The following is a 24,317-nucleotide window of genomic DNA, read 5'->3' on the forward strand; positions in this document are numbered from 1 at the left end:
CTTGCCGGGCCGCGAACGATCTGCACTGAATAGGCCATGCAGACGTTCGCAACCACGCCGCGCGTCAGTGTTGAAATCAGGCGGGGCAGCATCGGGAGCATACCCGATGAACGGCTGCGGCAGCTTGCGCAATACTGGTTTGCCCGCCGCGAGAACGGCGAGGCGCCGCCACGCAGCGCCATCGATCCGCTGCATTTCCCCGCCCTGCTGCCCAATATCATGCTGCTCGAACGCAGCGGCGCACCGCCCGACGAGCGCTACCGCTTTCGTCTGGCCGGCACCGATGTGGTCCAGCATGCCGGCCGCGAACCGACCGGCCGTCATATCGATGAACTGCTGCCCGCCAGCTATCACGACTATGTACGGCTGCTGAACCGCACCGCCATCGCCGAAGCGCGGCCGGTCTATTCCTCCAGCCTCTATCACGACGAAGGCAACTTCGTGAACGGCATCACCTACCGTCTGGTGACGCCGCTGCGCGGCAGCGATCAGGTCATGCTGATCTTCGTCTGCCAGTTCTGGCAGCGCCGCGAGGATCGCGGCTGGTGGAGCGGCGACTGGCGCAGCGTGACGCCGGAAATCACGGTGATTGCCGGCCCGGACTGAGGGTGAGCAGCGCCGCCAGCGCGCCGAGCCCCGCCGCAAGCGCCGCCAGCGCGAAGGCCGGCGCGAAAGCCGTGCCGCCAGAGGATACCGCGCCGAGCAGGGCGATGCCGATGGCGAAGCCGGCCTGGCGCAGCGTGGTCGCCATCGCCGAGGCCATGCCGGCGCGTTCCGGCGGCGCCAGCGCCACCAGCGCGCCTGAGACCTGCGAATTGCTCAAGCCCGCGCCGCTGGCCATCAGCAGCATCGCGCCCAGCACGACCCAGAGCGCGGCGCCGGTGAACACCGCCCAGGCCAGCAGCGCCAGACCGGCACCCAGCAGCAGCATGCCGCCGGTGAAATTCACCCGCCAGCCATAGCGCTGCGTCGCCCAGACGCCGACCGGCGGCAGCACCAGCATCGGCACCGTGGCGGCCAGCATGGCAAGCCCGCCCTGTTCGATGCCGAGGCCGAAGGTTGCCAGCAGACAGAGCGGCAGGTAGATCAGCGTCGCCCAGTAGCTGACCGACAGGGACAGCAGCAGGCAGCCGATGCCGATGGCCTCGCGCCGGCGGAACAGCAGCGGGTCCAGCATCGGTTTGGCGCGCCGCTTCTGCTGCAAGACCAGCATAACGCCCAGCGCCAGCCCCGCGATCACGGCCGCCCAGCGCCAGAGCACCGGTCCGTCGGCATGCAGCAGGGCCTGCACCGGCAGCGCGATGGCCAGCGTGAGCAGCGCCACGCCCGGAAGATCCAGCGCGCGGCCCGCCTCGTCGCGCGATTCCGCGGTGACGCGGCGCACGGCCCATTCGCAGACGGCGCAGATCGGCAGGTTGACCAGGAAGATCCAGCGCCAGCCGAAGCCGGCCGCGATGAAGCCGCCGAGCGTCGGGCCCAGCGCCATCGCCGCGCCGCTGGTGACGCCGATGATTCCGAAGGCGCGCGCGCGGGCGGCCGTATTCGATGTGGGGTAGGCCAGCGAGACCGCGGCGAGGCCACCGGTGATGAAGAAGGCCGCGCACAGGCCCTGCAGCGCGCGGGCCATCCACAGCGATGGCCCATCCCAGGCCAGGCCGCAGAGCAGCGAGGCCAGCGCGAAACCGACATTGCCGAGCAGCAGGATGCGGCGGCGGCCGAAACGATCGGCCAGCGCCCCGGCCGCGAACAGCGTGCCGGCAAAGGCCAGGCTGTAGGCATCCATCACCCAGGCGGTGGCGCTGATCGAGAAGCCGAGTTCGTCGCGGATCGCCGGCAGCACCACGGCGATGGCGGTGACATCGAAGTTGGCCAGGCTGACCGACAGCGCCAGCACCCAGGCGACGGCCATCGGATGCGCCAGCAGGCCGGCGCGCGGAGCGGATGTGAGATCGGTCATGCCCCTGCATGCCACGGCCGGCGGTTGCGCGCGCGCGACAAGGCTTCACAGAAGCATGAATCTAATTCATACTACTCTGCATGTCTGCCCAGCACCCGCTGCCGCCTTTCGACTCCCTCGTCGCTTTCGACGCCGCGTTGCGCCATGGCAGCATGACGGCGGCGGCGGCTGAACTGGGCGTGACCCAGAGCGCGATCAGCCATCGCCTGCGCCGGCTGGAGGCTTTCATCGGCACGCCGCTGCTGCTGCGGCGCCGCGCCGGCCTGGCGCCAACCCCGGCCGGCACCGCGCTGGCGGAGGGTCTGGGCGATGTGTTCGACGGCATGGCCGGGCTGCGCGCCCGCTGCCGCCTGGCCGCGGCGCCGGCGCGCCTGCGGGTCGGCATCGGCGCGGCGCTGGCGCATCACTGGCTGCTGCGCCGCCTGCCCGCCTTTGCCCGGCGCCATCCCGGCATCGATGTGGAGCTGGTGATCTTCACCACCCGCGCCCAGGCCGAGGCGCGCGGCGGCGATCTCGATCTGCGCGTCAGCTGGGTCAAGCCCGACGAGGGCCGCAACACCAGCACCCAGCGCCTGCTGTTCCATGAACAGGTGTTTCCGGTCTGCGCGCCCACGGTGCTGGACGCGCCGCTGAAAAAACCGGCGCAGATCGCCGGCCTGCCGCTGCTGTTCAAGAGCGCGGAAGGCGGCCAGGGCCAGGAATGGGAATGGAGCACCTGGTTCAAGCGGCTGGGCGTGACCACCCGGCCGCGCGCCAGCCTGCGCTTCGACGAGATCGGCACGGCGGTGAGCGCTGCCCTCGAAGGCGCCGGCGTGGCGCTGGGGCGGTCGCTGCTGGTGCATGACGCGCTGGCCGAGGGCCGGCTGGTGCGGGTGCTGCCACGGCACTGGGACATGACCTCGCAGAAGGCCCATATCGCCGTCTGGCCGGCGCGGCTGTCGAACGACACCCGCGTGCGATCTTTTGTGACCTGGCTGGCGGCCCAGGCGACCGAAACTGTGGCCCAGGTTTCAGCCGGCCAGACCGCCCCGGCCACCCCCGCTCCGGTGCGCCAGATCCGGCGTGCCCGCTGAGTCGAATCGTTCTGCCTTAACCCTTTGAACAGTTTTAGGTTTTTCCCGGTATCCGCCGGGCATACCAGCCCTGCGCCGCCGTCATTGCGGCGCAACAAATCTGGCCTTGTCACAAAGGGTCCGGACCCGTATAAACCCCGCAACTTAAGCCCGAACCCAAAGGAATCGCGCCTGGCCACCTGCCCTCAGGATGGACCGGGCCTTTCGTGTAAGCCGCATGGACATTCGCAATATCGCCATCATCGCCCACGTTGACCATGGCAAGACCACGCTGGTCGACGCCCTGCTGCGCCAGTCCGGCTCGTTCCGCGAGAACCAGCAGGTCGCCGAGCGCGTCATGGACAGCAACGATCTGGAGCGTGAGCGCGGCATCACCATCCTGGCCAAGTGCACCTCGGTCGAGTGGCACGGCACCCGCGTCAATATCGTCGATACCCCCGGCCACGCCGATTTCGGCGGCGAAGTCGAGCGCATCCTGAGCATGGTCGACGGTGTCGTCCTGCTGGTGGACGCCGCCGAAGGCCCGCTGCCGCAGACCAAGTTCGTGCTGGGCAAGGCGCTCGGCCTGGGCATGCGTCCGATCGTGGTCATCAACAAGGTCGACCGCCAGGACGCCCGTCCGGTGGAAGTGCATTCGGAAGTCTTCGACCTGTTCGCGGCGCTGGATGCCAGCGAAGAGCAGCTCGACTTCCCCTGCATGTTCGCCTCGGGCCGCAGCGGCTGGGCCGATGACAGCCTGGAAGGCGCGCGCAAGGACCTTGCCCCGCTGTTCGACCTCGTCGTCCGCCATGTGCCGGCGCCGACCGCCGAACAGGATGCGCCGTTCAAGATGCTGGTCACGACGCTGGAGGCCGACAACTTCCTCGGCCGCATCCTCACCGGCCGCATCTACTCGGGCAAGCTGAAGGTTAACATGCCGATCCATTCGCTGCGCGCGGATGGTACCGAGATCGAGACCGGCCGCGTCACCAAGCTGCTGGCCTTCCGCGGCATCGAACGCGTGCCGGTGGAAGAAGCCGATGCGGGCGATATCGTCGCCATCGCCGGCCTGACCACCACCACCGTGGCCGACACCATCTGCGATCCCGCCGTCACCGAGCCGGTGCCGGCCAATCCGATCGATCCGCCGACTCTGGCCATGACCTTCTCGGTGAACAATTCGCCCTTCGCCGGCAAGGAAGGCAGCAAGGTGCAGAGCCGCGTCATTCGCGACCGCCTGATGCGCGAGTCCGAAGGCAACGTCGCGATTCACATTCGCGAGACCGAGGAGAAGGACGCCTTCCAGGTCGCCGGCCGTGGCGAACTGCAGCTCGGCGTGCTGGTCGAAGTGATGCGCCGCGAAGGCTTCGAGCTGTCGATCAGCCGCCCGCGCGTGCTGTTCCAGAAGGACGAGAACGGCGACCTGCTGGAGCCGATCGAGGAAGTGCATGTCGATGTCGACGACGCCTATACCGGCGTGGTCGTGGAAAAGATGTCGCTGCGCAAGGCCGAGCTGCGCGACATGCGCCCGTCGGGCGGCGGCAAGACCCGCATCACCTTCCATGCACCCTCGCGCGGCCTGATCGGCTATCACGGCGAGTTCCTGACCGACACGCGCGGCACCGGCATCATGAACAAGCTGTTCCATGGTTACGGCCCGCATCGCGGCGTCATCCCGGGCCGCCGCAACGGCGTTCTGATTGCCAACGGCACCGGCGAAACCGTGGCCTATGCGCTGTGGTATATCGAGGAGCGCGGCACCCTGTTCGTCGATCCCGGCACGCCGGTCTATGAGGGCATGATCATCGGCGAGAACAGCCGCGACAACGACCTCGAAGTCAATCCGATGAAGGCCAAGCAGCTGACCAACATGCGCGCCTCGGGCAAGGATGAGGCCGTGCGCCTCACCCCGCCGCGCAAGATGACGCTGGAGCAGGCGATCAGCTACATCGGTGACGACGAGCTGGTGGAAGTGACGCCGAAGTCGATCCGCATCCGCAAGAAGCTGCTGGACCCGAACGACCGCAAGCGCGCGTCACGGTCTGCTGACGCTGCCTAAAGCAGGCAGCCGATATCAAGACGACAAAGGCCGGGGGAAACCCCGGCCTTTTTGATTCCGGGCCTGCCGGGCCGATGCCGGAACCGGACGCTGCTCCGTAGACGGATATATTTGACTTTTCAAACACTTCCTGCAAATTAACGTTTATTACAGCGACAGCAATACAACTCTAGCCAGATATTCTCTTGATGATTGTTTTTCTTTCTGGATAAATACTATCCCAGATAGCCACCCCGAGTCAGACGTAACCGCGTCCGCTGCAAAACACAGAAAGCGACTGCGATGGCGAAACCGGCCCTGAATCTGAACAGCCTCCGCTTCCTGGTGGCGGACGGCAATGCCTACTTCCAGACCCTGCTCTACGGCATCCTGCATGCGCTGGGCGCGCAGCATATCGCTGTTACCGGTACCGGCGATGACGCGCTGGCGCGCAGCCGCGCCGAGATTACCGACCTGCTGGTCTGCGACTGCAACCTGCCGCAGCTCGACGGCTTCGACCTGGTGCGCCGCATCCGCGCCGACCATAACAACCCCAACCGCTACACGCCGGTGATCGTGCTGACCGGCCATGCGCAGGCGCAGACCGTGGAGCGTGCGCGCGACTGCGGCGCCAATTTCGTGCTGGCCAAGCCGATCTCGCCCAAGCTGCTGTATGACCGCCTGCTGTGGATCGCCGAAGACCCGCGCCCCTTCGTGATGGCGTCGGTCTATAACGGGCCGGATCGCCGCTTCAAGGGCGATGCCGGGCCGGCGCTGGCGCCTGACCGCCGCAGCGGCAGCGCCGCCCTGCCGGTGCTGGCCGCCAACGAAGCGCGGATGGCGCTGCACTGACGGATACGCCTGTCATGAGCGACACCAAAACCGATCTGCAGGTCATCCAGCCCGAACCCGCCAAGGCCGAGGTGAAGATCGTGCAGATCAAGTCGCGCTTCGCCATGCTGGCGCTGCGCGAGGGCGGCAAGTCGGCCGCCGCCCTGCTGGGCGCCGCCGATGCCTTTGTGCGCGCCGAGCGCGGGCGCTATCTGACCTGGGTGAGCGATGCGCTGCAGGCGCTCGACCTCACGCTCGACCAGTTGCCCGGCAGCATCCCCGAAGCCCTGCAGGCGGCGTATGGCCAGGCCATGCAGATCCGCGATCTCGGCGGCACCTTCGGCGCGCCGCTGGTGACCGAAGCCGCCGACAGCCTGTGCGAGCTGCTCTACCGTCTGCATGCCGCCGGCCTGTACAGTCCGGAAGCCATCGCCATGCACCAGTCGGTGCTGCGGCTGCTCTGCGCCGCCGACCAGAGCCGCAAGACGCCGGATGACAGCGCCGAACTGCTGGCCGGCCTGCGCAAGATCGTGGCGAAATATCCGCGCCCGCTGCCGCCGCCCAGGCCGAAAAAGCCCGACGCCGCAGCCGATCAGCCGCACTGAAAACCGATCAGTCCTTGATGCTCGCGCAGTAGCGCGTGGACGAGCGCAGCCTGGCGCAGGCGGCATCCGCATCCTTGCGCTCGGCGAAGCCGACCAGCACCAGGCGCGCAAAGGCGCCGCGCGGCGTGTCGGTCCATTCCACCAGCGGATCGTACTGGCCGTAGAGCGCGGCATTGGCCTTCAGCAGCTCCTGCCATTCGTTGATGGCGGCGGATTCCGTGCGGTGGGAAGCAAGATGCGCCTTCCAGCCGCCGGCCATGGCCGAGGCTGAGTCTTTCATGCTGCCCGACAGCATCGGCGGGGTCGGCATCGCACCGGCGGTGGCGGCGATCTGCTGCTGCTCCTGGGCCGCGCCGGGCTGATCGACCACCGACGGCGACGGTTTGTAGCCGGCCGGCAGGGCCGGCGACGGCGTCACGGACAGCGCTGCCGGATTGGAGGTCGAGGGCGGTATCGCGGGTGCGGGACGCGCGGCTGGCGCACTGGCAGGTGCACTGGCGGGTGCGCTGGCCATGCGCGGCGGGGCGGACGACCCAGACTGGGCCGGGACCGGCGCGGCAGCCATCGGCGTTACTGCTGCTGGCGTTGCGCCTGCCGGCGCTGCGGCTGCGGCTGGCTGGGCCGGCTTGTCCGGCTCCTTGTAACCCACCGGCGTGGTGTTGCTCTGGTCGCTCTTCGCCATGCTGGCGGCGCGCTGGGCGGTCCAGCTTGCCTGGGAAATGGTGCCGGGCGGCGGCAGCTGCACCTCCGGCCGCGGCGGATCCTGCGGATCGAGCCCGAGTTCGCGCCGCGCCTGGTAATAGCCTTCGCAGCCGCTGAGCAGCAGGGCCGCGAGCAGGACGGGCATGACGTTACGGCAATAGATCGGCAGACGGCTCATCGGGACGGCACTCTGAAGCAGCACGGGGCATTTTAGGCTGACGAGCAAAGCATGACCAAGGTATTAAGATGGTTAAGACAGGAGGAACAATGCCCAGCATACCCATCAAGGCCGACGTGACCGGCAAGGTCTGGAAGCTCGAAGCGGCCATCGGCGCCAGCCTGGCGGCCGGCGACGTCGTCATGATCCTGGAATCGATGAAGATGGAAATCCCGGTCGAGGCGCCCAAGGCCGGCCGGCTCGCGTCCCTGACGGTCGCCGAGGGCGACAGCGTCAAGGAAGGCCAGGTGCTGGCGGTGATCGAAGCCTAGCTCTGCCGTTCGATCCGGTGCCGCGCGATCAGCGGCATCTGCAGCAGCATGAACCCGACCGTGAGGCCGATCAGGCCGAAGACCTTGAACGCCACCCAGAGATCGGTGCTCTGGGTCCGCCAGACGATCTCGTTCAGCACCGCCATGGCGGCAAAGAACAGGCCGCAGCGCAAGGTCAGCTGACGCCAGCCGGCCTCGGTCAACGCCAGGGACGCGCCCAGCACCAGCTTCACCGGATACCGGTTCAGCAGCGCGCCGCCGAGCAGCAGCACGGCGATGATGGCGTTGACGATGGTCGGCTTCATCTTGATGAAGGTTTCGTCCTGCAGCCACAGGGTCAGGCCGCCGAACACGGCAACCACGCCGGCGGTGACCAGCGGCAGCAGCGGCAGGCGCCGCAGGTAATACAGCGACAGGCCGAGGCCGATGGCGGTGGCCGCCAGCAGCGCCGCGGTCGCCGGCAGCAGGCCCTCGGCGCTGTAGACGCCGAAGAAGACGACCAGCGGCCCGTATTCGGTGACCGGCTTGAGCCAGCGCGGCGCAGATGCCTCCGTGCTCACCGCAGCGCCGCCGCGATATTGCCGCCATCCACGGTGGCCACCGCCGCCGTGGTCTTGGACGCCACGGCCAACTGCACGAAGGCCTGGGCGACATCGCTGGCCTTCACTTCGCGCAGCAGCAGGTTGCCCGACATGTAATCCTTCTCGCTCAGGCCCCGCGCCTTCGAACGCTTGGCCACCATCTCGTCGGTGAGCAGCCCCGAGCGGATGCGGTCGGCATTCACGGCAGACGAACGGATGCCCTCTGCGCCGTAATCCAGCGCATACTGGCGCGACAGGAACAGCGTCGCGGCTTTCGGCAGACCATACGGCCCGAAATCGGGACCCGGGTTGACCGCCTGCTTGGAGGCGTTGAACAGCAGGCAACCGCCGGTCTTCTGCTGCAGCATCACCTTCACGGCGGCCTGGGCGACAGACTGGTGGCTGAAGAAGTTCAGCTCGAACGACTTGCGCAGCAGGTCGTCGGAGACCTCGCCGATCCTGCCGCCCCAGGCATTGCCGGCATTGGAGACGACGATATCGACGCCGCCGAAATGCTGCACGACCTTGGCAAAGGCTGCCTGCACCGCTTTCGGATCGGTGACGTCGCAGGCGATGCCGATGCCGCCGAGCTTCTTCGCCACTTCGGCGGCCCTGGCGCCATCGAGATCGAACACGGCGACTTCGGCGCCCTCGGCGGCAAAGGCTTTCGCGGTCGCCGCGCCAATGGCCCCGGCCCCGCCGGTGATGACCGCCACCTGGCGCGACAGCGGCTTCTCGCCGCCCTTGCCCAGCTTGGCCTGTTCCAGCGACCAGTATTCGACATCGAAGATGTCGCGCTCCTTGATGCTGGTGAATTTACCGATGGCTTCGGCCTTGGTGATGATGCTGACCGCCATCTCGGCCACGTCGCCGGCGATCACGGCATCCTTGCGCGTCTTGCCGACGCCGACCAGGCCGAGGCCGGGAATGAGCAGCGCGCGCGGCATCGGATCGAGCATGATCTTCTTTGGCTGCGCCTTGGCATTGTGGCGCTCGAAATAGGCCTTGTACTTCTTGATATAGGTATCGACCGCCTTCTGCGCCTCCGCCTTGAAGGCATCGAGCCTGCCGGCTTCCGGCGCCGGCAGCACCAGCGGCCAGGGCTTGGTGCGGATCACATGATCGGGCGTCACCGTGCCGGCCTGGCTGTAGCGCATCACATCCTTGCCGCGCGCGAAGGCCTGGATATCGGCGCTGTCGCGCAGGTTGAAAACCCAGCGCGTGACGGCGCCATCGGCATCGACCGGGATGCTGAGCAGGCCGCGCAGGATCGGCAGCACGTCTTCGGCGGCGGCGATCTTTTTCGGCAGCGCCTTGCCCGGCGTGAAGACGGTCTTTTTGCCCTTGGCGAGATGCGCCTCGGCCTTGCTGACGAATTCGATCATCAGATCGTAGGCCTCCTTCGCCGTCTCGGCGAAGGTGAAGATGCCATGCTTGAGCAGGATCAGGCCCTGGCATTGCGGATTGGCCTTGAAGGCGGCGGCGGCCTTCTTGGCGAGACCGAAGCCCGGCATCTCGTATTCGACCAGCGCGACGCGGTTCCCGTACAGCTTTTTGCAAATGGCATCGCCATCGGGCTGGTCGGTGATCGCCAGCACGGCGCTGGCATGGGTATGGTCGATGAACTTGTGCGGCAGGAAGGCGTGGAACAGCGTCTCCACCGAGGGATTGGGCGAGGTCGAGTCCAGCAGGTTGCAGCGCTGGATATTGACCATGTCCTCGTCGGTCAGGCTTTTCAGCGCGATCAGGTCCTGCAGCGGCGCCAGTTTCACAGCCGGCAGGCCCGGCGGCTCGATCACCGCCATGTCCCAGCCCGAACCCTTGACGCAGAGCACGTCCACCGGCTTGCCGAGCGGATCGGGCATCTGGGTCTTCACCGAGGTGTTGCCGCCGCCATGCTGCACCAGATCGGGCACGCCGCCGAGCAGGCGCGTCGTATAGGTGCGGATCGCCAGATCGGCATTCACGCCCTGCTTGGCGTAATGGGCAATGGCGGCCTTGGCGTCGCGATCGGACCAGAGATTTTTCATCGGGCAATCCTGTTTAAATCGTCACTCCCGCGAAAGCGGGAGTCTAGTTCTTCTGTCGTCTGGATTCCCGCTTTCGCGGGAATGACGGGTGATGGCTTACGCAAACTCGGGATACAGTTTCGTCAGGCCGGCTTCCGAGGCGGCACAGACGCCGCGCTCGGTGACCAGACCGGTGACGAGGCGGGCCGGCGTGACGTCGAAGCCGAAATTGGCGGCCCTGCTGCCTTCGGGCGTGATCGTCACCGGCACGATCTCGCCGCTGGCCGTGCGGCCACTCATCACGGTGACTTCTTCCTGGGCGCGTTCCTCGATGGGGATTTCCTTCACGCCATCGCGGATGGTCCAGTCGATGGTGGAATGCGGCAGCGCCACATAGAACGGCACGCCGTTATCATGCGCCGCCAGCGCCTTCAGATAGGTGCCGATCTTGTTGCAGACATCGCCCTCGCGGGTGGTGCGATCGGTGCCGACGATGCACATGTCAACGCTGCCATGCTGCATCAGATGGCCGCCGGCATTGTCGACGATCACCGTATGCGGCACGCCATGACTGTTCAGTTCCCAGGCGGTCAAGGATGCACCCTGGTTGCGCGGCCGCGTCTCGTCGACCCAGACATGCACCGGGATGCCCTTGTCATGGGCCTTGTAGATCGGCGCAATCGCCGTGCCCCAATCCACCGTGGCGAGCCAACCGGCATTGCAATGGGTCAGGATGTTGATGGTGCGCTTGCGGCCGGCCTTCTCGTAGAGGTCTTCGATGATCTTGAGGCCATGGTCGCCAATGGATGAACAGGTGGCGGCGTCATCGTCGGCGATCTCGGCCGCGACCTTATAGGCTGTCGCGGCGCGCTGTTCGGCCGGCTGGTTGTGCAGCGCGTTGCGCACCCGATCCAGCGCCCATTTCAGATTGATGGCGGTCGGCCGCGTCTCGTTGATGACGGCATAGGCTTTATCCAGCATCGCGTCTGAAGCGTCGACGCGCATGGCCAGCGCCAGACCGTAGGCGCCGGTGGCGCCGATCAGCGGCGCGCCGCGCACGATCATCGCCTTGATCGCATGGGCGGCCTCTTCCCAGGTGGTCAGGTTGGTGGTGACAAAGGCATGCGGCAGCTTGGTCTGGTCGATGATGCCCACCGACCAGCCGTCGCCGTTGACCCAGATCGTACGGTAGGCTACGCCCTTAACCTTCATGTCCCGTCCTTCGCCAGTACAGCGGAAACCGCGCGGCAGAAAATTGCGCGGAAAGTAGCGGAGCGGGCTCCACCGGGCAATGCCGGGAGCCGCAAATCCGCTTTGTTTCCCGCCGGTTTCGCGCTTTTTCACGAGATTGTCGCCTCAATGCTGGTCGCGATTTTCTTCACCACGGTGGTCGACCTGATCGGCTTCGGCCTGATCCTGCCGCTGCTGCCGTTTTACGCGATCCATTACGGTGCCTCGCCCTTCACGGTGGCCCTGCTGGCGGTGGTGTTTTCCATCGCCCAGTTTGCCGCCTCGCCGGTGCTGGGCGGCCTGTCAGACCGCTATGGCCGCAAGCCGGTCTACCTGCTGTGCACGGCGGTGAGCGCGCTCGGCTATATCTGGCTCGCCTTCGCCGACACCCTGCTGGTGATCTTCCTGGCCCGCATCCTGGCCGGCATCGGCAGCGGCAAGATCGGCATCGCCCAGGCGATCATCGCCGATGCCACCACGCCGGAAACACGCGCCCGGGGCATGGGCATGATCGGCGCGGCCTTCGGGCTGGGCATGATCCTGGGCCCGGTGCTGGGCGGCCTGCTGATCGGACCGGACGAAGCCCATCCGCGCTATGCCTGGCCGGCCTTCGCCGCCGCCGCGGCCTCCACCACGGCCCTGCTGCTGGCGCTGCTCACCTTGCGCGAAACCCATGCGCGGCCGACCGAACCCGGACGCCTGTTCCGCAATCCGCTGGCCGGTATCGGCGACCTCAACCGCCAGGCGCTGGCGCTGATCCTGGTCAACTTCGCCATCAACTTCGTCTTCGCCCAGATCGAGACGCTGTTCCCGCTGTTCACCGCCACGCGGCTGGACTGGCATGCCTATGACGTCGGCCTCGCCTTCACCTTCATCGGCTGCATCGTGCTGACCATGCAGGGCGTGCTGATCGGCCCGCTGACCCGCTGGATGGGCGAGGCCTGGGTGCTGAGCATCGGCCTGGTGATCCTCGCCATCGGCACGGCGATGACCTATGGCGTGTTCAGCATCCCGCTGATGGCGATCTCGATGCTGTGCACCGCCGGCGGGTTCGGCATGGTCAACCCGAGCATCAACAGCCTGATCTCGCGCAGCGCCGATGACGGCCGCCAGGGCCTGACCATGGGCGTCAACCAGGCGGTGGGGGCGCTCGGCCGCGTCGCCGGGCCGATCTGGGGCGGCCTGCTGTTCGACGAGGTGGGTATCACCCTGCCCTATCTGATCGGCGGCGTCCTGCTGCTGCTGACGCTCGGCTTCGGCTGGCGCATCATCCACCGGAAGCCATGAGCAGCACCTACCGCGCCATGCTCTGTCGCCGGCTCGGCCCGCCCGATGTGCTGGAGATGGCGACGCTGGCGCGTGAACCGCTGAAGCCCGGCGAAGTTCGCATCGCCATCCGCGCCGCCGGCGTGAACTTCCCCGATCTGCTGCAGGTGGCCGGCGATTACCAGCACAAGCCGCCGCTGCCCTTCGTGCCGGGCTTCGAGGCAGCCGGCGATGTGATTGAAACGGCGTCCGATCTCTGCCGCGTGGGTGAGGCCGTGCTGCTGCGTGGCCAAGGCTGCTATGCCGAAGAGATCGTCGCGCCGGCCGAGACCCTGCTGCCCAAGCCGGCGGGTTGGAGCTGGGAGGAAGCCGCCGCCTTCCCGGTCGCAGCAGCCACCGCCTGGGTGGCGCTGCTGTGGCGCGGCCGGCTGAGGCGCGGCGAAACCCTGCTGGTGCTGGGTGCTGGCGGCGGCACCGGGCTGGCGGCCGTGACTTTGGCCGCGCGGATCGGGGCGCAGGTGATTGCGGTGGCCTCCTCGGCGGAGAAGCGCGCGGCAGCACAAGCCGCTGGCGCCAGTCTCTGCATCGATCCCGCCAGCGAAGGCTGGGAAAAGACCGTGCAGGCCGATGCGGTGTTCGATCCGGTCGGCGGCGAGATATTCAGCACGGCCTGGCGCGCGCTGAAACCCGGCGGGCGCTGGCTGGTGGTGGGCTTTGCGGGCGGTGGCATCCCGAGGCTGCCAGCCAATCGCCTGCTGCTGAAGGAAGCCGAACTGATCGGCGTGCGTGCGGGAGAGCAAGCCCGGCGCGATCCGGCCGCCGCCCGGGCGCTGGATCAGGGATTGCGCGACTGGCTAGTCGGCGGCCAGCACGGGGCCGTCGGTCGGCCGCACATCGGCGGCGTCTACCGGCTTGAGGAAGCTGCTGCCGCCCTGCGCTGCCTGGGCGAACGCAAAGCCGTTGGCAAACTGGTCCTGCGCACCGGCCAGCTGAACGCCGGCTAGCGGCCCCGGCCGGCAGCGTTCGGCCGGCAGCGTCACCGTCACGCAGGTGCCCTCGCCGACCCGGCTTTCGATATACAGCTCGCCGCCATGCAGCTCGACCAGGCTGCGGCACAGCGACAGGCCGAGCCCGGTGCCCTCATGGCTGCGCGACAGCGCATTGGCCACCTGGCTGAAGGGCTGCTGCACACGTTCGATATCCTCTTCGGCGATGCCGATGCCGGTATCGGTGACGGCGATTTCCAGCCGGCCGTCAGCCTGCAGCTCGCAGCGGATATCGACGCTGCCGCCCTGCGGGGTGAATTTCACCGCGTTGCTGAACAGGTTGATCCAGACCTGGCGCAGGCGGCGCATGTCGCCCCAGATGGCCGGCGGCGGATTGGCGAACTGCTTGCGGATCTGGATGCGGTTGTTGACGGCGCGCTCGCGCACCAGCAGCAGCGCCGCGTCCAGGCTTTCGCTGGCATCCAGCCATTCCTCGTCCAGCGCCATCTTGCCGGACTCGACCTTGGCCATATCGAGGATGTCGCCGATCAGCGCCAGCAGATGCTCGCCGCTTTGCACGATGTCGCGGCAGTATTCACGATACTTGGCATTGCCCAGCGGCCCCATCATCTCGTCCATCAGCACCTGGCTGAAACCGAGGATGGCGTTGAGCGGCGTGCGCAGCTCGTGACTCATGTTGGCGAGGAAGTCGGATTTCGCGCGGCTGGCGGCTTCGGCCTCTTCCTTGGCCATCATCAGCTGCTGCTCGTTGCGGCGCTGGGTGCTGACGTCGCGGAACATGCCCTCGATCATCACGACGTTGCCACTCTCGTCGGTGACCCGGCGCATGGTCTTGGAAATCCAGATCGTGCTGCCGTCGTTGCGGCGCATCTCGGAGCGGAAATCGCGCGCCAGGCCATGGCGTTCCAGATGCCGGAACAACTCCCGGCGCCGTTCCGGATTCACATAGAGCTGGTCGCCGGCGCGGGTGACATTGGCCAGCATCTGCTCGGGCGAGGCGAAGCCAAAGATGGCGGCACCGGCGCGGTTGACCGACAGCACGCGGCCTTCCGGCGTCACCTGGATGATGCCTTCATGCACGTTGTCGAAGATCTGGCGGTATTTGGCTTCCGCCTGGCGCAGGCGGATCTGGGCACGCTTGCGCACCGTGATATCGGTGAAGACCGAGACATAGCCGCCCGGCTTGCCGTTGCTGGGCGGCAAACGGCGCCAGTCGAAGTTCAGCCAGGTGCCGTCGGTGAGGCGCACTTCCTGCTTGCGGTCGGCGCGCGTGGAGGCGGCGATATAGGCCTCGATCCAGGCGGTCGCCTCCTCGGCGCGAATGGTCAGCACCCCGCGCGAGACCAGCAGGCCGAGAAACTCCTGTGCCGGCAGGCCGGGCTGCAACAAGGTTTCGGGGATGCCGAACAGATCGGGCAGGCGGCGGTTGACCTGCACCAGGTTGGGGCCGCTATCCCAGACGGCAAAGCCCTCGCCCATGGTGTCGAGGGCGGCATGCAGCAGGGCGGCCTCGGTTTCGGCCGGCGCTGGGGAAATTTCATCCGCAGATTCGCGATGGCGCGCAAGCGCGGCCATGAAGCGGTCTTCGCCGAAGGGTGGTTCCTTCACCGCATTCCCCTTGCCGTCCCTTCGGCTGCCCGTGGCCGCAGGACGGAAGCCGGGTTCAGATCCTCTGCAACCGGCCAAATCCCCTGTTTCTCGACCCATTTCATTGAGTCGCAGCTTTTTACGCGTTTTTCGGGCAGGAATTTGTCACACAGGCCAGCCTTAACCGCAACAGGAAACGGCAATTTGCCAGTTATACATATGGGTTAGGCAAATTAGGGTTGGGTTGTGGCCAGAGGCCATCCGTCTCCCGGTTGCAGGTGCCGCCATGAAAAAAGGCCGGCCGCTTGCGCGGCCGGCCCTTTCGGAACCCACTCGGTACGCTGGAAACCGCTAATGCTTAGATGCAGTAGCTCTTCAACGGCGGAAAGCCATTGAAGCCAACCGACGAATAGGTCGTCGTGTAAGCACCGGTGGACAGGATCTGGATCTTGTCACCCACTTCGAGCGCCAGCGGCATCTGGTATTCCGCCTTCTCGTACAGGATATCGGCGCTGTCGCAGCTCGGACCGGCGAGCGACACGCGCCCGGTCGGGCCGCCATCGCGGGGGGTCACGATGCGATACTTGATCGCCTCGTCCATGGTTTCGGCCAGGCCGGAGAACTTGCCGATATCCAGGTACACCCAGCGGCGGTCGTCGTCGTAATCCTTCTCCGAGATCAGCACGACCTCGGCCTGGATCACGCCCGCATCGCCCACCAGGCCGCGGCCCGGCTCGATAATCATATCGGGCAGATTGTTGCCGAAATGCGCGGTCATCGCGTCGCTGATCGCCTTGGCATAGGCCTCCAGCATCGGGATATCCGTGCGGTACTTCGCCGGGAAACCGCCGCCGAGATTGACCATGCGCAGATCGACATCGTGCTGCTGCAGCACGGTGAACATCTGCGAGACCTGGGCCACAGCCTTGTCCCACTGGTTCAGATCGGTCTGCTGCGAGCCGACATGGAAGGAAATGCCATAGGGGTCCAGACCCAGCTCACGCGCCTTGACCAGCAGGTCGGCGGCCATGCGCGGGGCGCAGCCGAATTTCTTCGACAGCGGCCATTCGGCGCCTTCGCATTCCATCAGCACGCGGCAGAAGACCTGCGAGCCCGGCGCGAGCTCGGCCAGCTTCTCCAGCTCGCAGAGCGAGTCGAAGGCATAGAGGCGCACGCCCTTCTCGAAGGCCCAGGCGATGTCGCGCTTCTTCTTGATGGTGTTGCCGAACGAGATGCGGTCGGGCGTCACGCCCTGCAGCATGCACTGCTCGATCTCGTTGGCCGAAGCCGTGTCGAAATTCGAACCGAGCGTGCGCAGGCGGCGCAGGATTTCCGGGGCCGGGTTCGCCTTGATCGCGTAGTAGACCTTGGCGATCGGCAGCAGGCGGCGCAGCTCGCGGTAGTTCTGCTCGACGATATCGACATCGACGACCAGGAACGGCTCGGTGTCCCGCGCTTCGGCGAGAAACTTCTGCATCTTGGGGGTAATTTGACCCAACTCGATACGCTTCTGCGAATTACGTCGCAGACGGGTATTGGTGCGGCCAGCGCTGGCTGCAAGCATCGAAACCTCCCTCTCGGACCGGCTTTAAACCGGCACAGCTATCAGGCTGTGCGACCAAAAAGGACGCGTTCGTCGTTGCATAACCTGCCAGGGGCCATCGGCACGTGCGGGTGCGTCGTTGAAGCGGTATTTACAACATCTCCCCCCCATTGCAATAGGAAATTGCCCTGTGGGGAAAATTTTTTACCGGCAGCGTGTTCTGTGCGTCACAGCCGCGCTGCGCCATCATCTCGCCGCAATACAAAAAAGCCGCATGGATTGCGGCTTTTTCTGATCTTCGGGTCGCGAGCGAGCGGCGTGCGGCGGCGCAGGATAAAATTTCGGTAAGCGCCGCCGCGGCGGTCCGGAGACGCTGCGGCAGCCTCGCGCAGCGCGACTCGCGAGACCGAGTCCGCGCCTCAGCGGGCCGCGATCTGGCTGGTGAGGCCGATGAAATCCTGCAGCCGCTGCGGCGACAGAACCTGCGGCTGGCTCGGGCTGCCGAGGCCGGTCAGGCGCGTGGCGGCGCCGATCTTGTCGAGCCTGACGCTGTGGCCGCCGAAGCTGGTCACCTCGGCTCGGCCGACGCTGAGCAGCGCGATTTCGGTGCAATCGGGCAGGATGCGGCCACCGATGGTGGCAGATTTCACCGTCACGGTGCCGCCCGGCATCACAACGTACACATTGCCGGGATTGGCGCTGTCGAGGTGGAAGCTGCCGCGTTCGAGCCGCAGCACCACCCGGTCGGCGGCGAACTCGTCGACGCTGATGACGCTGTTGGGGCCGATGATGACGCTGGTGCGGTCGTCCAGGGTGAACTTCACGCCCGAACCGGGGCCGCTGGCGATGCGGCCGCCCAGCACCACCGGCAGGCCGCGCCGGCTCTCCTCGCCCACCACGCGGGGGGCCGGGCTGGTGACGGCGGCGGGCTGGATGCCGAAACCGGCCGGCTGATCAGGCGCCGCCCAGGCATTGGCGGCGACGCCGGCGACAGCCGCGGCGGCGAGAGTGAGCGATACGCGCAGAGCGCGGCGAAGAAGAATGGCAGCCATGACGCGGCTCCTCGGGGAGAATTTCTAGTGTGGCGTCACTATGCGCCCGCATCTGCGCCGGCGCTGTGATGGTGGATACGAAGGGGACCGGCCGCCGATGACCGGCGAGGCCGGCGGACCCGAACCGGCGTCAGGCCTGTGCCGCCACGCCCTAATGCCGCCCGCCGGTCGCCTATGGGCACCCCTGGGCTTCCCAGACGCCAGATCGGGCGATCAAGCCGTTGTTTTACGGGTTCAAATTTTTACACTTAATAATGACTCGTAGTTGCAAAAGGCAAAGCTTCGTAATAAGACCCTGTACACCGACAGCCAGCCACCCAGCGTACGCCCCGCGCAAGGCAGCCAGCCAGATCAGAAATGACCGGCTAACCAAGGCATGGGGACCTACGTGACCACTATATCCAATCGACATCCGATTCTTCGCGGCGTTGCCGTGGCAGGCGCCCTGCTCGGCGGCGCGGGCGTCCAGGACGCCATGGCCCAGCAGGTGGCCGACGCGGTGAACCTCAACCCGGTCACCATCACGGCGACCAAGACCGCCCACACCCTTGATGAGGTGCCGGCAAATGTCTCGGTCATCGACAGCGAGCAGATCGACAGCCGCAGCCCGTCGAAGATCGACGACCTGCTGCGTGACCTGCCGGGCGTCGACATGAGCGGCGGTCCCCGCCGCATCGGCCAGGACGTCAACATCCGCGGCATGGGCGGCCAGCGCGTGGTCACCACGCTGGACGGCGCCCGCCAAAACTTCAATGCCGGCCACAAGGGCCGCTTCTTCCTCGACCCCGACCTGTTGAAACAGGTGGAGGTCGTGCGCGGCAGCAACTCTGCCCTGCATGGTTCCGGCGCCATCGGCGGCGTCGTCGCGATGGAAACCAAGGATGCCTCCGACCTGCTCGACAGCGGAGAGACCATGGGCTTCCGCACCAAGTATGGCTACAGCTCGGTCGCGCGCGAAAACTACTACAGCGCCGGCGTGTTCGGTCGTTACCAGGACAAGGTCGACCTGCTGGGCAATTTCTCCTATCGCGATGCCGGTACCCTGAAGCAGGGCGGCGGCACCGAACTGGTCCCGTCATCGGAAGACCTGCGCGACATGCTGCTGAAGGCAACGATCCGACCGGCCGAGGGCCATAAGCTCAGCTTCAGCGCGATCCGCTTCAAGCAGGATGGCGACACCCTGTCGAACCCGGATGCCGTGCAGAGCGTCAACGAGGCCTATCCGGTGTATCGCGACACCGAGATGCGGACCTATACCACCGCCTACTCCTTCACCAATCCCGATATGCCGTTGCTGAACCCGACGGTGAAGCTGTATCGCAACGAGCTGGCCACCAACGAGAACCGGTCGCGCCCCGCTGCCGCCCGTTATGACCGGACCCTGCTGACCACCGACGGCTACGACATCTACAACACGTCGCGTTTCGAAACCGGCAGCTACAAGCATGCCGTAACCTTCGGCACCGAATACTACCAGGACCATCAGAGCTCATATCGCAACAACAGCTTCCGTGCCGGTTATCCCAATGCCGAAATGGATGTCTATGGCTACTACATCCAGGACGAGATCGAGCTGTTCCGCGGCTTCACCCTGACGCCATCGGGCCGGTTCGATACCTATGAAAGCCAGGCGAATATCTCGACGCCGAAGGATGAAAGCCAGTTCTCGCCGAAACTCGCAGCCAACTGGCAGCCGATGACCTGGCTCAGCCTCTACAGCTCCTACGGCTACGGCTTCCGCGCCCCCAGCCTGCTGGAAATGTATGTGGCCGGCGCGCATCTGGGCCCGGGCAACCTGTTCGTCCCCAACCCGAACCTGAAGCCGGAGACCACCGAGACGGCGGAAGGCGGCGTCAAGCTGAAGTTCGACAATGTAATGACCGCGAAGGACAGCCTTCGCGTCAACGCCACCTACTTCCACACCAAGGCGGAAGACTTCATTGAGACGATCGTCACCGGCAATGCCGGCGCCGGCAGCACCACCAACCAGAACATCCCCGAAGCCACGATCCAGGGTGCCGAGCTTTCGACCGCCTATGATACGAGCTTTGCCTTTGGCTCGATGGGATATTCACGCATCCGCGGCGAGAACGACCGCACCAGCCGCCCGCTGGATTCGATCCCCGCCGACAAGTTCACCGCGGTGCTCGGCGGCAAGCTGCCGCAATACGGCCTGAAGTTCGGCTGGCGCGGCGAATTCGTCGCCGAGCAGGACCGCGTGAGCAACGTGCCCTTCGTAACAGGTACCCCGACCTCGGCCACGCCGACGACCAGCGGCTATGCGGTGCACAGCCTGTTCGTATCGTGGCTGCCGATGCCGGATTATCTGCAGGGCTTCCGCGTCGATGCCGGTGTCGAGAACGTCTTCGACAATACCTATCGCCGTCATCTGGCCAGCCTCTACGAAGAAGGCCGCGATTACCGAATCTCTGTCAGTTACACCAAAGGATTCTGATTAAACCCGGCCGTCCCGAGCCCCATCGGGACGGCCGGTATCTGCCACGACACAGCCTGGAGCTTTCCGATGACCAGCCAACCGAACTCATCCCTCGCCGACCGCTGGGCCGCGCTGCGCGCTGCCGAGCCCAACCTGCGCATCCGCGATGCCGCCGCCCGCCTCGACGTCTCCGAGGCCGAGCTGCTGACCACCCGCCTGGGCCAAGGAACCGACCGGGGCGCCACCCGCCTGCAGGGTCCGTGGTCCGACATCATCAGCGCTGTCAGCGGCGTTGGCGAAGTGATGGCCCTGACCCGCAACAACGCCATCGTGCATGAGCGCCATGGTGTCTATGGCGCGCTGTCGCTGGAAGGCCATGTCGGCCTGATCCTCGGCGACGACATCGACCTGCGCATCTTCTTCGGCCCCTGGGCCCATGGCTTCGCCGTTGCCGAGGACACCAAGGCCGGCCCGCGCATCAGCCTGCAGTTCTTCGATGGCGCCGGCCAGGCGATCCACAAGATCTACGCCACCGAGAAAACCGACACCGCCGCTTTCAAGGCCATCGCCGAGACATTCCGTGCGCCCGAGCAGTCGGCCGAACTGGCAATCAAGCCGGCCGCGGCCAGGCCTGCGCCGCGCCCGGATGCCGAGATCGATGCTGCCGGCCTGCGCAGCGAATGGGCCGCGCTGAAGGATACCCACGACTTCTTCCCGCTGTTGCGCAAGCACAAGGTGGCGCGCGAACAGGCCTTCCGCCTCGCCGGCCAGGACTTCGCCGTGCCGGTCAGCAACGACAGCGCCCGGCGCATGATGGAAGCCGCTTCGGCAGCCGACCTGCCGATCATGGTCTTTGTCGGCAATCCCGGCATGATCCAGATCCACACCGGCACGGTGAAGCGGCTGGTGCCGACCGGCCCGTGGCTCAATGTGCTGGATCCGATGTTCAACCTGCATCTGCGCGAGGATGCCATCGTGTCGAGCTGGCTGGTGCGCAAGCCCAGCGTGGACGGCACGGTCACCTCGCTGGAGCTGTTCGACAAGGACGGCGAGCTGATCGTCTCCTTCTTCGGCAAGCGCAAGCCGGGCAATCCGGAACTGCAGGACTGGCGCACGCTGGCGGAATCGCTGGTGTCGCGCGCCGCGGCCTGATCTCACGGCCGGTCCGGATACCGATCCGGGCCGGCACCTTCCCTGTACGCACAGGAGCATCGCCATGACACTCACGCGCCGCTTCCTTCTGGGCGCCCTCGCCGCCACTGCGCTGCCGCGCCCCGGCCATGCCGCCGCGCCGCCGCGTCTGGTGGTGGCCGGCGGTGCCCTGACCGAGATCGTGGTGGCGCTCGGTGCCGGCGACCAGCTGGCCGGCGTCGACACCACCAGCCTGTATCCACACAGCCTGACCAGCAAGCTGCCACAGATCGGCTATGTGCGCACGCTGAGCGCCGAGGGCATCCTGTCGCTCTCGCCCACCCTGCTGATCGCCACCGACCATGCCGGCCCGCCGGCGACGATCGCGCAGTTGCGGGCCGCCGGCCTGCCGCTGCTGGTGGTGCCGGAAAGCTATATCGATCCGGCCGTGCCGAAAAAGATTCTGGCTGTCGCAGAGGCGGTCGGCCGCCAGGCCCAGGGCAAGGCCATGGCCGATGCCGTGGAGGCCGACCTGCAGGCCCTGCAGCGGATGGTCGCGCCACTGAAAAAAACCCGCGTGCTGTTCGTGCTCAGCACCAGCAACGGCAATATCCTGGCCGCGGGTCAGGAAACCTCGGCCGATGCCATGCTGAAGCTGGCCGGCGCCGAGAATGTCGTCTCCGACTACAAGAACTTCAAACCGCTGAATGCGGAAGCAGCCCTTGCGGCCGATCCCGATGTCGTCCTGCTGCCCGGCCATTCCTTCGAGGCGCTGGGCGGCGCGGCCGGCGTGTCGAAACTGCCGGCGCTGGCGCCCACCAAGGCCATCCGCACCGGCCGCGTGCATGCCATGGATACGCTCTACATGCTCGGCCTCGGCCCGCGCATCGCCCATGCCGCCCATGACCTGGCCGAACTGCTGCATCCCGGCGCGGCCCTGCCGGCCCTGCCGGCCCGTCCCTGGCTATGAGCGTGATCGAAGCCCCTGCCGGTGTCGCGCCGCTGCGCCTGCGTCTGCCGCTGCTGCTGGGCGGTGCGCTGGTCCTGCTGCTGATCGCCGCCATCGCCGGGCTGGCGATCGGCGCCGTGCGGCTGTCGCCATCGGAGGTGCTGGCCGCCCTGTTCGGCCAGGCTGCCGAAAGCCGTCATGAATCCATCGTGCTCTACCTGCGCCTGCCGCGCGTGCTGCTGGCCGGCCTGGTCGGCGCCGCGCTCGGCATCTCCGGCGGCATCATGCAGGGCCTGTTCCGCAATCCGCTGGCCGATCCCAGCCTGATCGGCGTGTCGGCCGGCGCCACCGTCGCCGCCGCCACGATCATCGTGCTGACCGGCACGGCCTTCCCGGCCGTCTGGCAGCCGGTGCTGCTGCCGCTGGGTGCCTTTGCCGGCGGCCTAGCCGTGATCGCCATGATCTATCGCGTCGCCCTGGTGAACGGCACGACGGTGGTGCCGATGCTGCTGCTGGCCGGCATCGCCTTCAACGCCATCGCACTGTCGCTGACCGGCTTCCTGATCTTCCTCGCCAACGACGTCCAGCTGCGCGACATCTCGTTCTGGACCTTCGGCAGTGTCGGCGGCGCGCGCTGGCAGAGCGTGGCCATCCTGGCGCCCTTTGCCGCCGCGCCAATCATCGCCCTGCCCTGGTTCTCGCGCGCACTGGATGCGCTGAACCTGGGCGAGCGCGAAGCCGGCCATCTGGGCTTCCGGATCGAACGGGTCAAGCGCCTGGCCTGCCTGTGCACGGCGCTGGCCGTCGGCGGCGCTGTCGCGGTCAGCGGCACCGTCGGCTTCGTCGGTCTGCTGGTGCCGCATGTGGTCCGCCTGGTCGCCGGACCACAGCATGGTCGCCTGCTGCCGCTCTGCGCCATCCTGGGCGCGGCCCTGCTGATCGGTGCGGACCTGATCGCGCGCATCATCGTCGCCCCGGCCGAACTGCCGCTCGGCCTGCTCACCTGCCTGATCGGCGCGCCGGTCTTCCTCAGCCTGCTGTGGCGGGCCCGCGGGGAGTTCGCCGCATGAGCCTGCAGGTGGACACCGTCACCGTCGAAAAACCGACCCGCCGCCTGCTGGACGGCGTGTCTTTCGATCTCGCGGCCGGCGAACTGCTGGCCATCGTCGGTCCCAACGGCGCCGGCAAGACCACGCTGCTCTCGGCCATGGCGGGCGATCTGGCACCGAGCGCCGGCACAATCCGCCTGGACGGCATGCCGCTCTCCGGCTGGACGCCTTTGGCGCTGGCCCGTCGTCGCGCCGTGATGCCGCAAGCCTCCAAATTGGCCTTTGCTCTGCCGGTGCGCGCTGTGGTGGCGCTGGGCCGCATGCCGTTCCGCGAGACCGGCACGGCCGCCGCCGATGCGGCTGCCGTCGAACAGGCGCTGCGCGCCGCCGACATCCTGCATCTGGCCGACCGCTCCTATGGCACGCTGTCAGGCGGCGAACAGCAGCGCGTGCAGCTGGCCCGCGTGATCGCGCAGCTGGATTTCAGCGGGGCTGCGCCCGTGCTGCTGCTGGACGAACCCACCGCCAGCCTGGACCTTGCCCATGCCCATGCGGTGCTGGCGCTGGCGCGCGACCTGGCCGCCCGCGGCGTGGCCGTCGTCACCGTGCTGCACGATCTGGGGCTGGCCTATCGCTACAGCGACCGCGTGCTGGTGCTGAACCGCGGCCGCATCGAGGCGCTGGACCGGCCGCAAGCCGTGCTGAACAGCGAGCTGCTGCGCCGCGTCTTCGCCGTCGATGCGCAGGTCTATGACGACTGTCTGGTCATCCGCGGGCCGGCGACGCCGGCGGCGGCGTAACC

Annotated in this window: 20 protein-coding genes and 1 pseudogene; 13 read left to right on the plus strand and 8 right to left on the minus strand. The window is 66.8% G+C overall.

What is annotated here, in order from left to right; all coding sequences use genetic code 11:
• Positions 1-36: 36 nt before the first annotated feature.
• The gene (locus tag AC1ROB_RS14075; RefSeq protein WP_492970511.1) at positions 37-606 is read left to right on the plus strand and encodes a PAS domain-containing protein; all 570 of its coding nucleotides are present in this window, start codon (positions 37-39) and stop codon (positions 604-606) included.
• On the opposite strand, the gene AC1ROB_RS14080 is transcribed toward AC1ROB_RS14075, so the two are convergent.
• Positions 581-1,957 carry an MFS transporter gene (locus AC1ROB_RS14080; RefSeq protein WP_492970510.1) on the minus strand — a complete coding sequence of 459 codons (1,377 nt, stop codon included), beginning with the start codon at positions 1,955-1,957 and terminating at the stop codon, positions 581-583. The genes AC1ROB_RS14075 and AC1ROB_RS14080 overlap by 26 nt on opposite strands.
• An 80-nt stretch (positions 1,958-2,037) precedes the next feature.
• Between AC1ROB_RS14080 and AC1ROB_RS14085 the strand changes: the two genes are divergently transcribed.
• The 4 genes from AC1ROB_RS14085 to AC1ROB_RS14100 all read left to right on the plus strand — a co-directional run bounded on the left by AC1ROB_RS14085 (position 2,038) and on the right by AC1ROB_RS14100 (position 6,483).
• Positions 2,038-3,030: a LysR substrate-binding domain-containing protein gene (locus AC1ROB_RS14085; RefSeq protein ID WP_492970509.1), complete on the plus strand. Its 993-nt coding sequence runs from the start codon at positions 2,038-2,040 to the stop codon at positions 3,028-3,030.
• Between the two features lie 217 nt (positions 3,031-3,247).
• Positions 3,248-5,068 carry a translational GTPase TypA gene (typA, locus tag AC1ROB_RS14090; RefSeq protein ID WP_492970508.1) on the plus strand — a complete coding sequence of 607 codons (1,821 nt, stop codon included), beginning with the start codon at positions 3,248-3,250 and terminating at the stop codon, positions 5,066-5,068.
• A gap of 282 nt (positions 5,069-5,350) precedes the next feature.
• Positions 5,351-5,899, plus strand: a complete 549-nt coding sequence (locus AC1ROB_RS14095) for a response regulator (RefSeq protein ID WP_492970507.1) — start codon at positions 5,351-5,353, stop codon at positions 5,897-5,899.
• Positions 5,900-5,913: 14 nt separating this feature from the next.
• Positions 5,914-6,483 carry a hypothetical protein gene (locus tag AC1ROB_RS14100; protein WP_492970506.1) on the plus strand — a complete coding sequence of 190 codons (570 nt, stop codon included), beginning with the start codon at positions 5,914-5,916 and terminating at the stop codon, positions 6,481-6,483.
• 7 nt (positions 6,484-6,490) lie between these two features.
• On the opposite strand, the gene AC1ROB_RS14105 is transcribed toward AC1ROB_RS14100, so the two are convergent.
• Positions 6,491-7,363, minus strand: coding sequence for an SPOR domain-containing protein (locus AC1ROB_RS14105; protein WP_492970505.1), 873 nt, complete (start codon positions 7,361-7,363; stop codon positions 6,491-6,493).
• A gap of 89 nt (positions 7,364-7,452) precedes the next feature.
• Between AC1ROB_RS14105 and AC1ROB_RS14110 the strand changes: the two genes are divergently transcribed.
• Complete coding sequence (locus tag AC1ROB_RS14110) at positions 7,453-7,674, plus strand: biotin/lipoyl-binding carrier protein (RefSeq protein ID WP_492970504.1); 222 nt, start codon at positions 7,453-7,455, stop codon at positions 7,672-7,674.
• Here AC1ROB_RS14110 and AC1ROB_RS14115 read toward each other — a convergent pair.
• From AC1ROB_RS14115 to mtnA, 3 genes are all read right to left on the minus strand, one after another.
• The gene (locus AC1ROB_RS14115; RefSeq protein ID WP_492970503.1) at positions 7,671-8,234 is read right to left on the minus strand and encodes a septation protein A; all 564 of its coding nucleotides are present in this window, start codon (positions 8,232-8,234) and stop codon (positions 7,671-7,673) included. The genes AC1ROB_RS14110 and AC1ROB_RS14115 overlap by 4 nt on opposite strands.
• Positions 8,231-10,285 (minus strand): bifunctional aldolase/short-chain dehydrogenase, encoded by a 2,055-nt coding sequence (locus tag AC1ROB_RS14120; RefSeq protein WP_492970502.1) that lies wholly within the window; start codon positions 10,283-10,285, stop codon positions 8,231-8,233. The genes AC1ROB_RS14115 and AC1ROB_RS14120 overlap by 4 nt, the downstream gene beginning before the upstream one ends.
• Before the next feature lie 96 nt (positions 10,286-10,381).
• The gene (gene mtnA / locus AC1ROB_RS14125) at positions 10,382-11,476 is read right to left on the minus strand and encodes an S-methyl-5-thioribose-1-phosphate isomerase (protein ID WP_492970501.1); all 1,095 of its coding nucleotides are present in this window, start codon (positions 11,474-11,476) and stop codon (positions 10,382-10,384) included.
• On the opposite strand from mtnA, the gene AC1ROB_RS14130 reads away from it, so the two are divergent.
• On the plus strand, positions 11,387-12,781 hold the full coding sequence (locus AC1ROB_RS14130) for an MFS transporter (RefSeq protein WP_492970500.1): 1,395 nt from the start codon (positions 11,387-11,389) through the stop codon (positions 12,779-12,781). The two genes, mtnA and AC1ROB_RS14130, sit on opposite strands and share 90 nt — an antisense overlap.
• Positions 12,778-13,764 carry an NADPH:quinone oxidoreductase family protein gene (locus AC1ROB_RS14135; RefSeq protein ID WP_492970499.1) on the plus strand — a complete coding sequence of 329 codons (987 nt, stop codon included), beginning with the start codon at positions 12,778-12,780 and terminating at the stop codon, positions 13,762-13,764. Before AC1ROB_RS14130 ends, AC1ROB_RS14135 begins: the two co-directional genes overlap by 4 nt.
• 30 nt (positions 13,765-13,794) lie before the next feature.
• On the opposite strand, the pseudogene AC1ROB_RS14140 reads toward AC1ROB_RS14135, so the two are convergent.
• From AC1ROB_RS14140 to AC1ROB_RS14150, 3 genes and pseudogenes are all read right to left on the minus strand, one after another.
• Positions 13,795-15,474: pseudogene (locus AC1ROB_RS14140) on the minus strand (PAS domain-containing sensor histidine kinase); the annotation flags it as partial.
• A gap of 238 nt (positions 15,475-15,712) precedes the next feature.
• Positions 15,713-16,843: a type III PLP-dependent enzyme gene (locus AC1ROB_RS14145; RefSeq protein WP_492970766.1), complete on the minus strand. Its 1,131-nt coding sequence runs from the start codon at positions 16,841-16,843 to the stop codon at positions 15,713-15,715.
• Between the two features lie 473 nt (positions 16,844-17,316).
• Positions 17,317-17,949 (minus strand): FecR domain-containing protein, encoded by a 633-nt coding sequence (locus tag AC1ROB_RS14150; protein WP_492970498.1) that lies wholly within the window; start codon positions 17,947-17,949, stop codon positions 17,317-17,319.
• Between the two features lie 388 nt (positions 17,950-18,337).
• On the opposite strand from AC1ROB_RS14150, the gene AC1ROB_RS14155 reads away from it, so the two are divergent.
• The 5 genes from AC1ROB_RS14155 to AC1ROB_RS14175 all read left to right on the plus strand — a co-directional run bounded on the left by AC1ROB_RS14155 (position 18,338) and on the right by AC1ROB_RS14175 (position 24,315).
• Positions 18,338-20,404: a TonB-dependent hemoglobin/transferrin/lactoferrin family receptor gene (locus AC1ROB_RS14155; RefSeq protein WP_492970497.1), complete on the plus strand. Its 2,067-nt coding sequence runs from the start codon at positions 18,338-18,340 to the stop codon at positions 20,402-20,404.
• A gap of 69 nt (positions 20,405-20,473) precedes the next feature.
• Complete coding sequence (locus tag AC1ROB_RS14160) at positions 20,474-21,538, plus strand: hemin-degrading factor (protein WP_492970496.1); 1,065 nt, start codon at positions 20,474-20,476, stop codon at positions 21,536-21,538.
• Positions 21,539-21,602: 64 nt separating this feature from the next.
• A complete protein-coding gene (locus AC1ROB_RS14165; RefSeq protein WP_492970495.1) occupies positions 21,603-22,487 on the plus strand; it encodes a heme/hemin ABC transporter substrate-binding protein in 885 nt (294 codons plus the stop codon).
• A gap of 2 nt (positions 22,488-22,489) precedes the next feature.
• Positions 22,490-23,536, plus strand: coding sequence for a FecCD family ABC transporter permease (locus AC1ROB_RS14170; protein WP_492970494.1), 1,047 nt, complete (start codon positions 22,490-22,492; stop codon positions 23,534-23,536).
• Positions 23,533-24,315, plus strand: a complete 783-nt coding sequence (locus tag AC1ROB_RS14175; RefSeq protein ID WP_492970493.1) for a heme ABC transporter ATP-binding protein — start codon at positions 23,533-23,535, stop codon at positions 24,313-24,315. Before AC1ROB_RS14170 ends, AC1ROB_RS14175 begins: the two co-directional genes overlap by 4 nt.
• Positions 24,316-24,317: the final 2 nt, after the last annotated feature.

This window comes from Ferrovibrio sp. GW821-FHT12F09, assembly GCF_058806775.1.

Coding starts and splice junctions, on each gene's coding strand:
- AC1ROB_RS14135 (WP_492970499.1), top strand. CDS start 12,778: ATGAGCAGCACCTACCGCGCCATGCTCTGTCGCCGGCTCGGCCCGCCC.
- mtnA (WP_492970501.1), bottom strand. CDS start 11,476: ATGAAGGTTAAGGGCGTAGCCTACCGTACGATCTGGGTCAACGGCGAC.
- AC1ROB_RS14165 (WP_492970495.1), top strand. CDS start 21,603: ATGACACTCACGCGCCGCTTCCTTCTGGGCGCCCTCGCCGCCACTGCG.
- AC1ROB_RS14130 (WP_492970500.1), top strand. CDS start 11,387: ATGCGGCAGCTTGGTCTGGTCGATGATGCCCACCGACCAGCCGTCGCC.
- AC1ROB_RS14100 (WP_492970506.1), top strand. CDS start 5,914: ATGAGCGACACCAAAACCGATCTGCAGGTCATCCAGCCCGAACCCGCC.
- AC1ROB_RS14175 (WP_492970493.1), top strand. CDS start 23,533: ATGAGCCTGCAGGTGGACACCGTCACCGTCGAAAAACCGACCCGCCGC.
- AC1ROB_RS14120 (WP_492970502.1), bottom strand. CDS start 10,285: ATGAAAAATCTCTGGTCCGATCGCGACGCCAAGGCCGCCATTGCCCAT.
- AC1ROB_RS14150 (WP_492970498.1), bottom strand. CDS start 17,949: ATGGCTGCCATTCTTCTTCGCCGCGCTCTGCGCGTATCGCTCACTCTC.
- AC1ROB_RS14085 (WP_492970509.1), top strand. CDS start 2,038: ATGTCTGCCCAGCACCCGCTGCCGCCTTTCGACTCCCTCGTCGCTTTC.
- AC1ROB_RS14105 (WP_492970505.1), bottom strand. CDS start 7,363: ATGAGCCGTCTGCCGATCTATTGCCGTAACGTCATGCCCGTCCTGCTC.
- AC1ROB_RS14075 (WP_492970511.1), top strand. CDS start 37: ATGCAGACGTTCGCAACCACGCCGCGCGTCAGTGTTGAAATCAGGCGG.
- AC1ROB_RS14095 (WP_492970507.1), top strand. CDS start 5,351: ATGGCGAAACCGGCCCTGAATCTGAACAGCCTCCGCTTCCTGGTGGCG.
- AC1ROB_RS14110 (WP_492970504.1), top strand. CDS start 7,453: ATGCCCAGCATACCCATCAAGGCCGACGTGACCGGCAAGGTCTGGAAG.
- typA (WP_492970508.1), top strand. CDS start 3,248: ATGGACATTCGCAATATCGCCATCATCGCCCACGTTGACCATGGCAAG.
- AC1ROB_RS14160 (WP_492970496.1), top strand. CDS start 20,474: ATGACCAGCCAACCGAACTCATCCCTCGCCGACCGCTGGGCCGCGCTG.
- AC1ROB_RS14080 (WP_492970510.1), bottom strand. CDS start 1,957: ATGACCGATCTCACATCCGCTCCGCGCGCCGGCCTGCTGGCGCATCCG.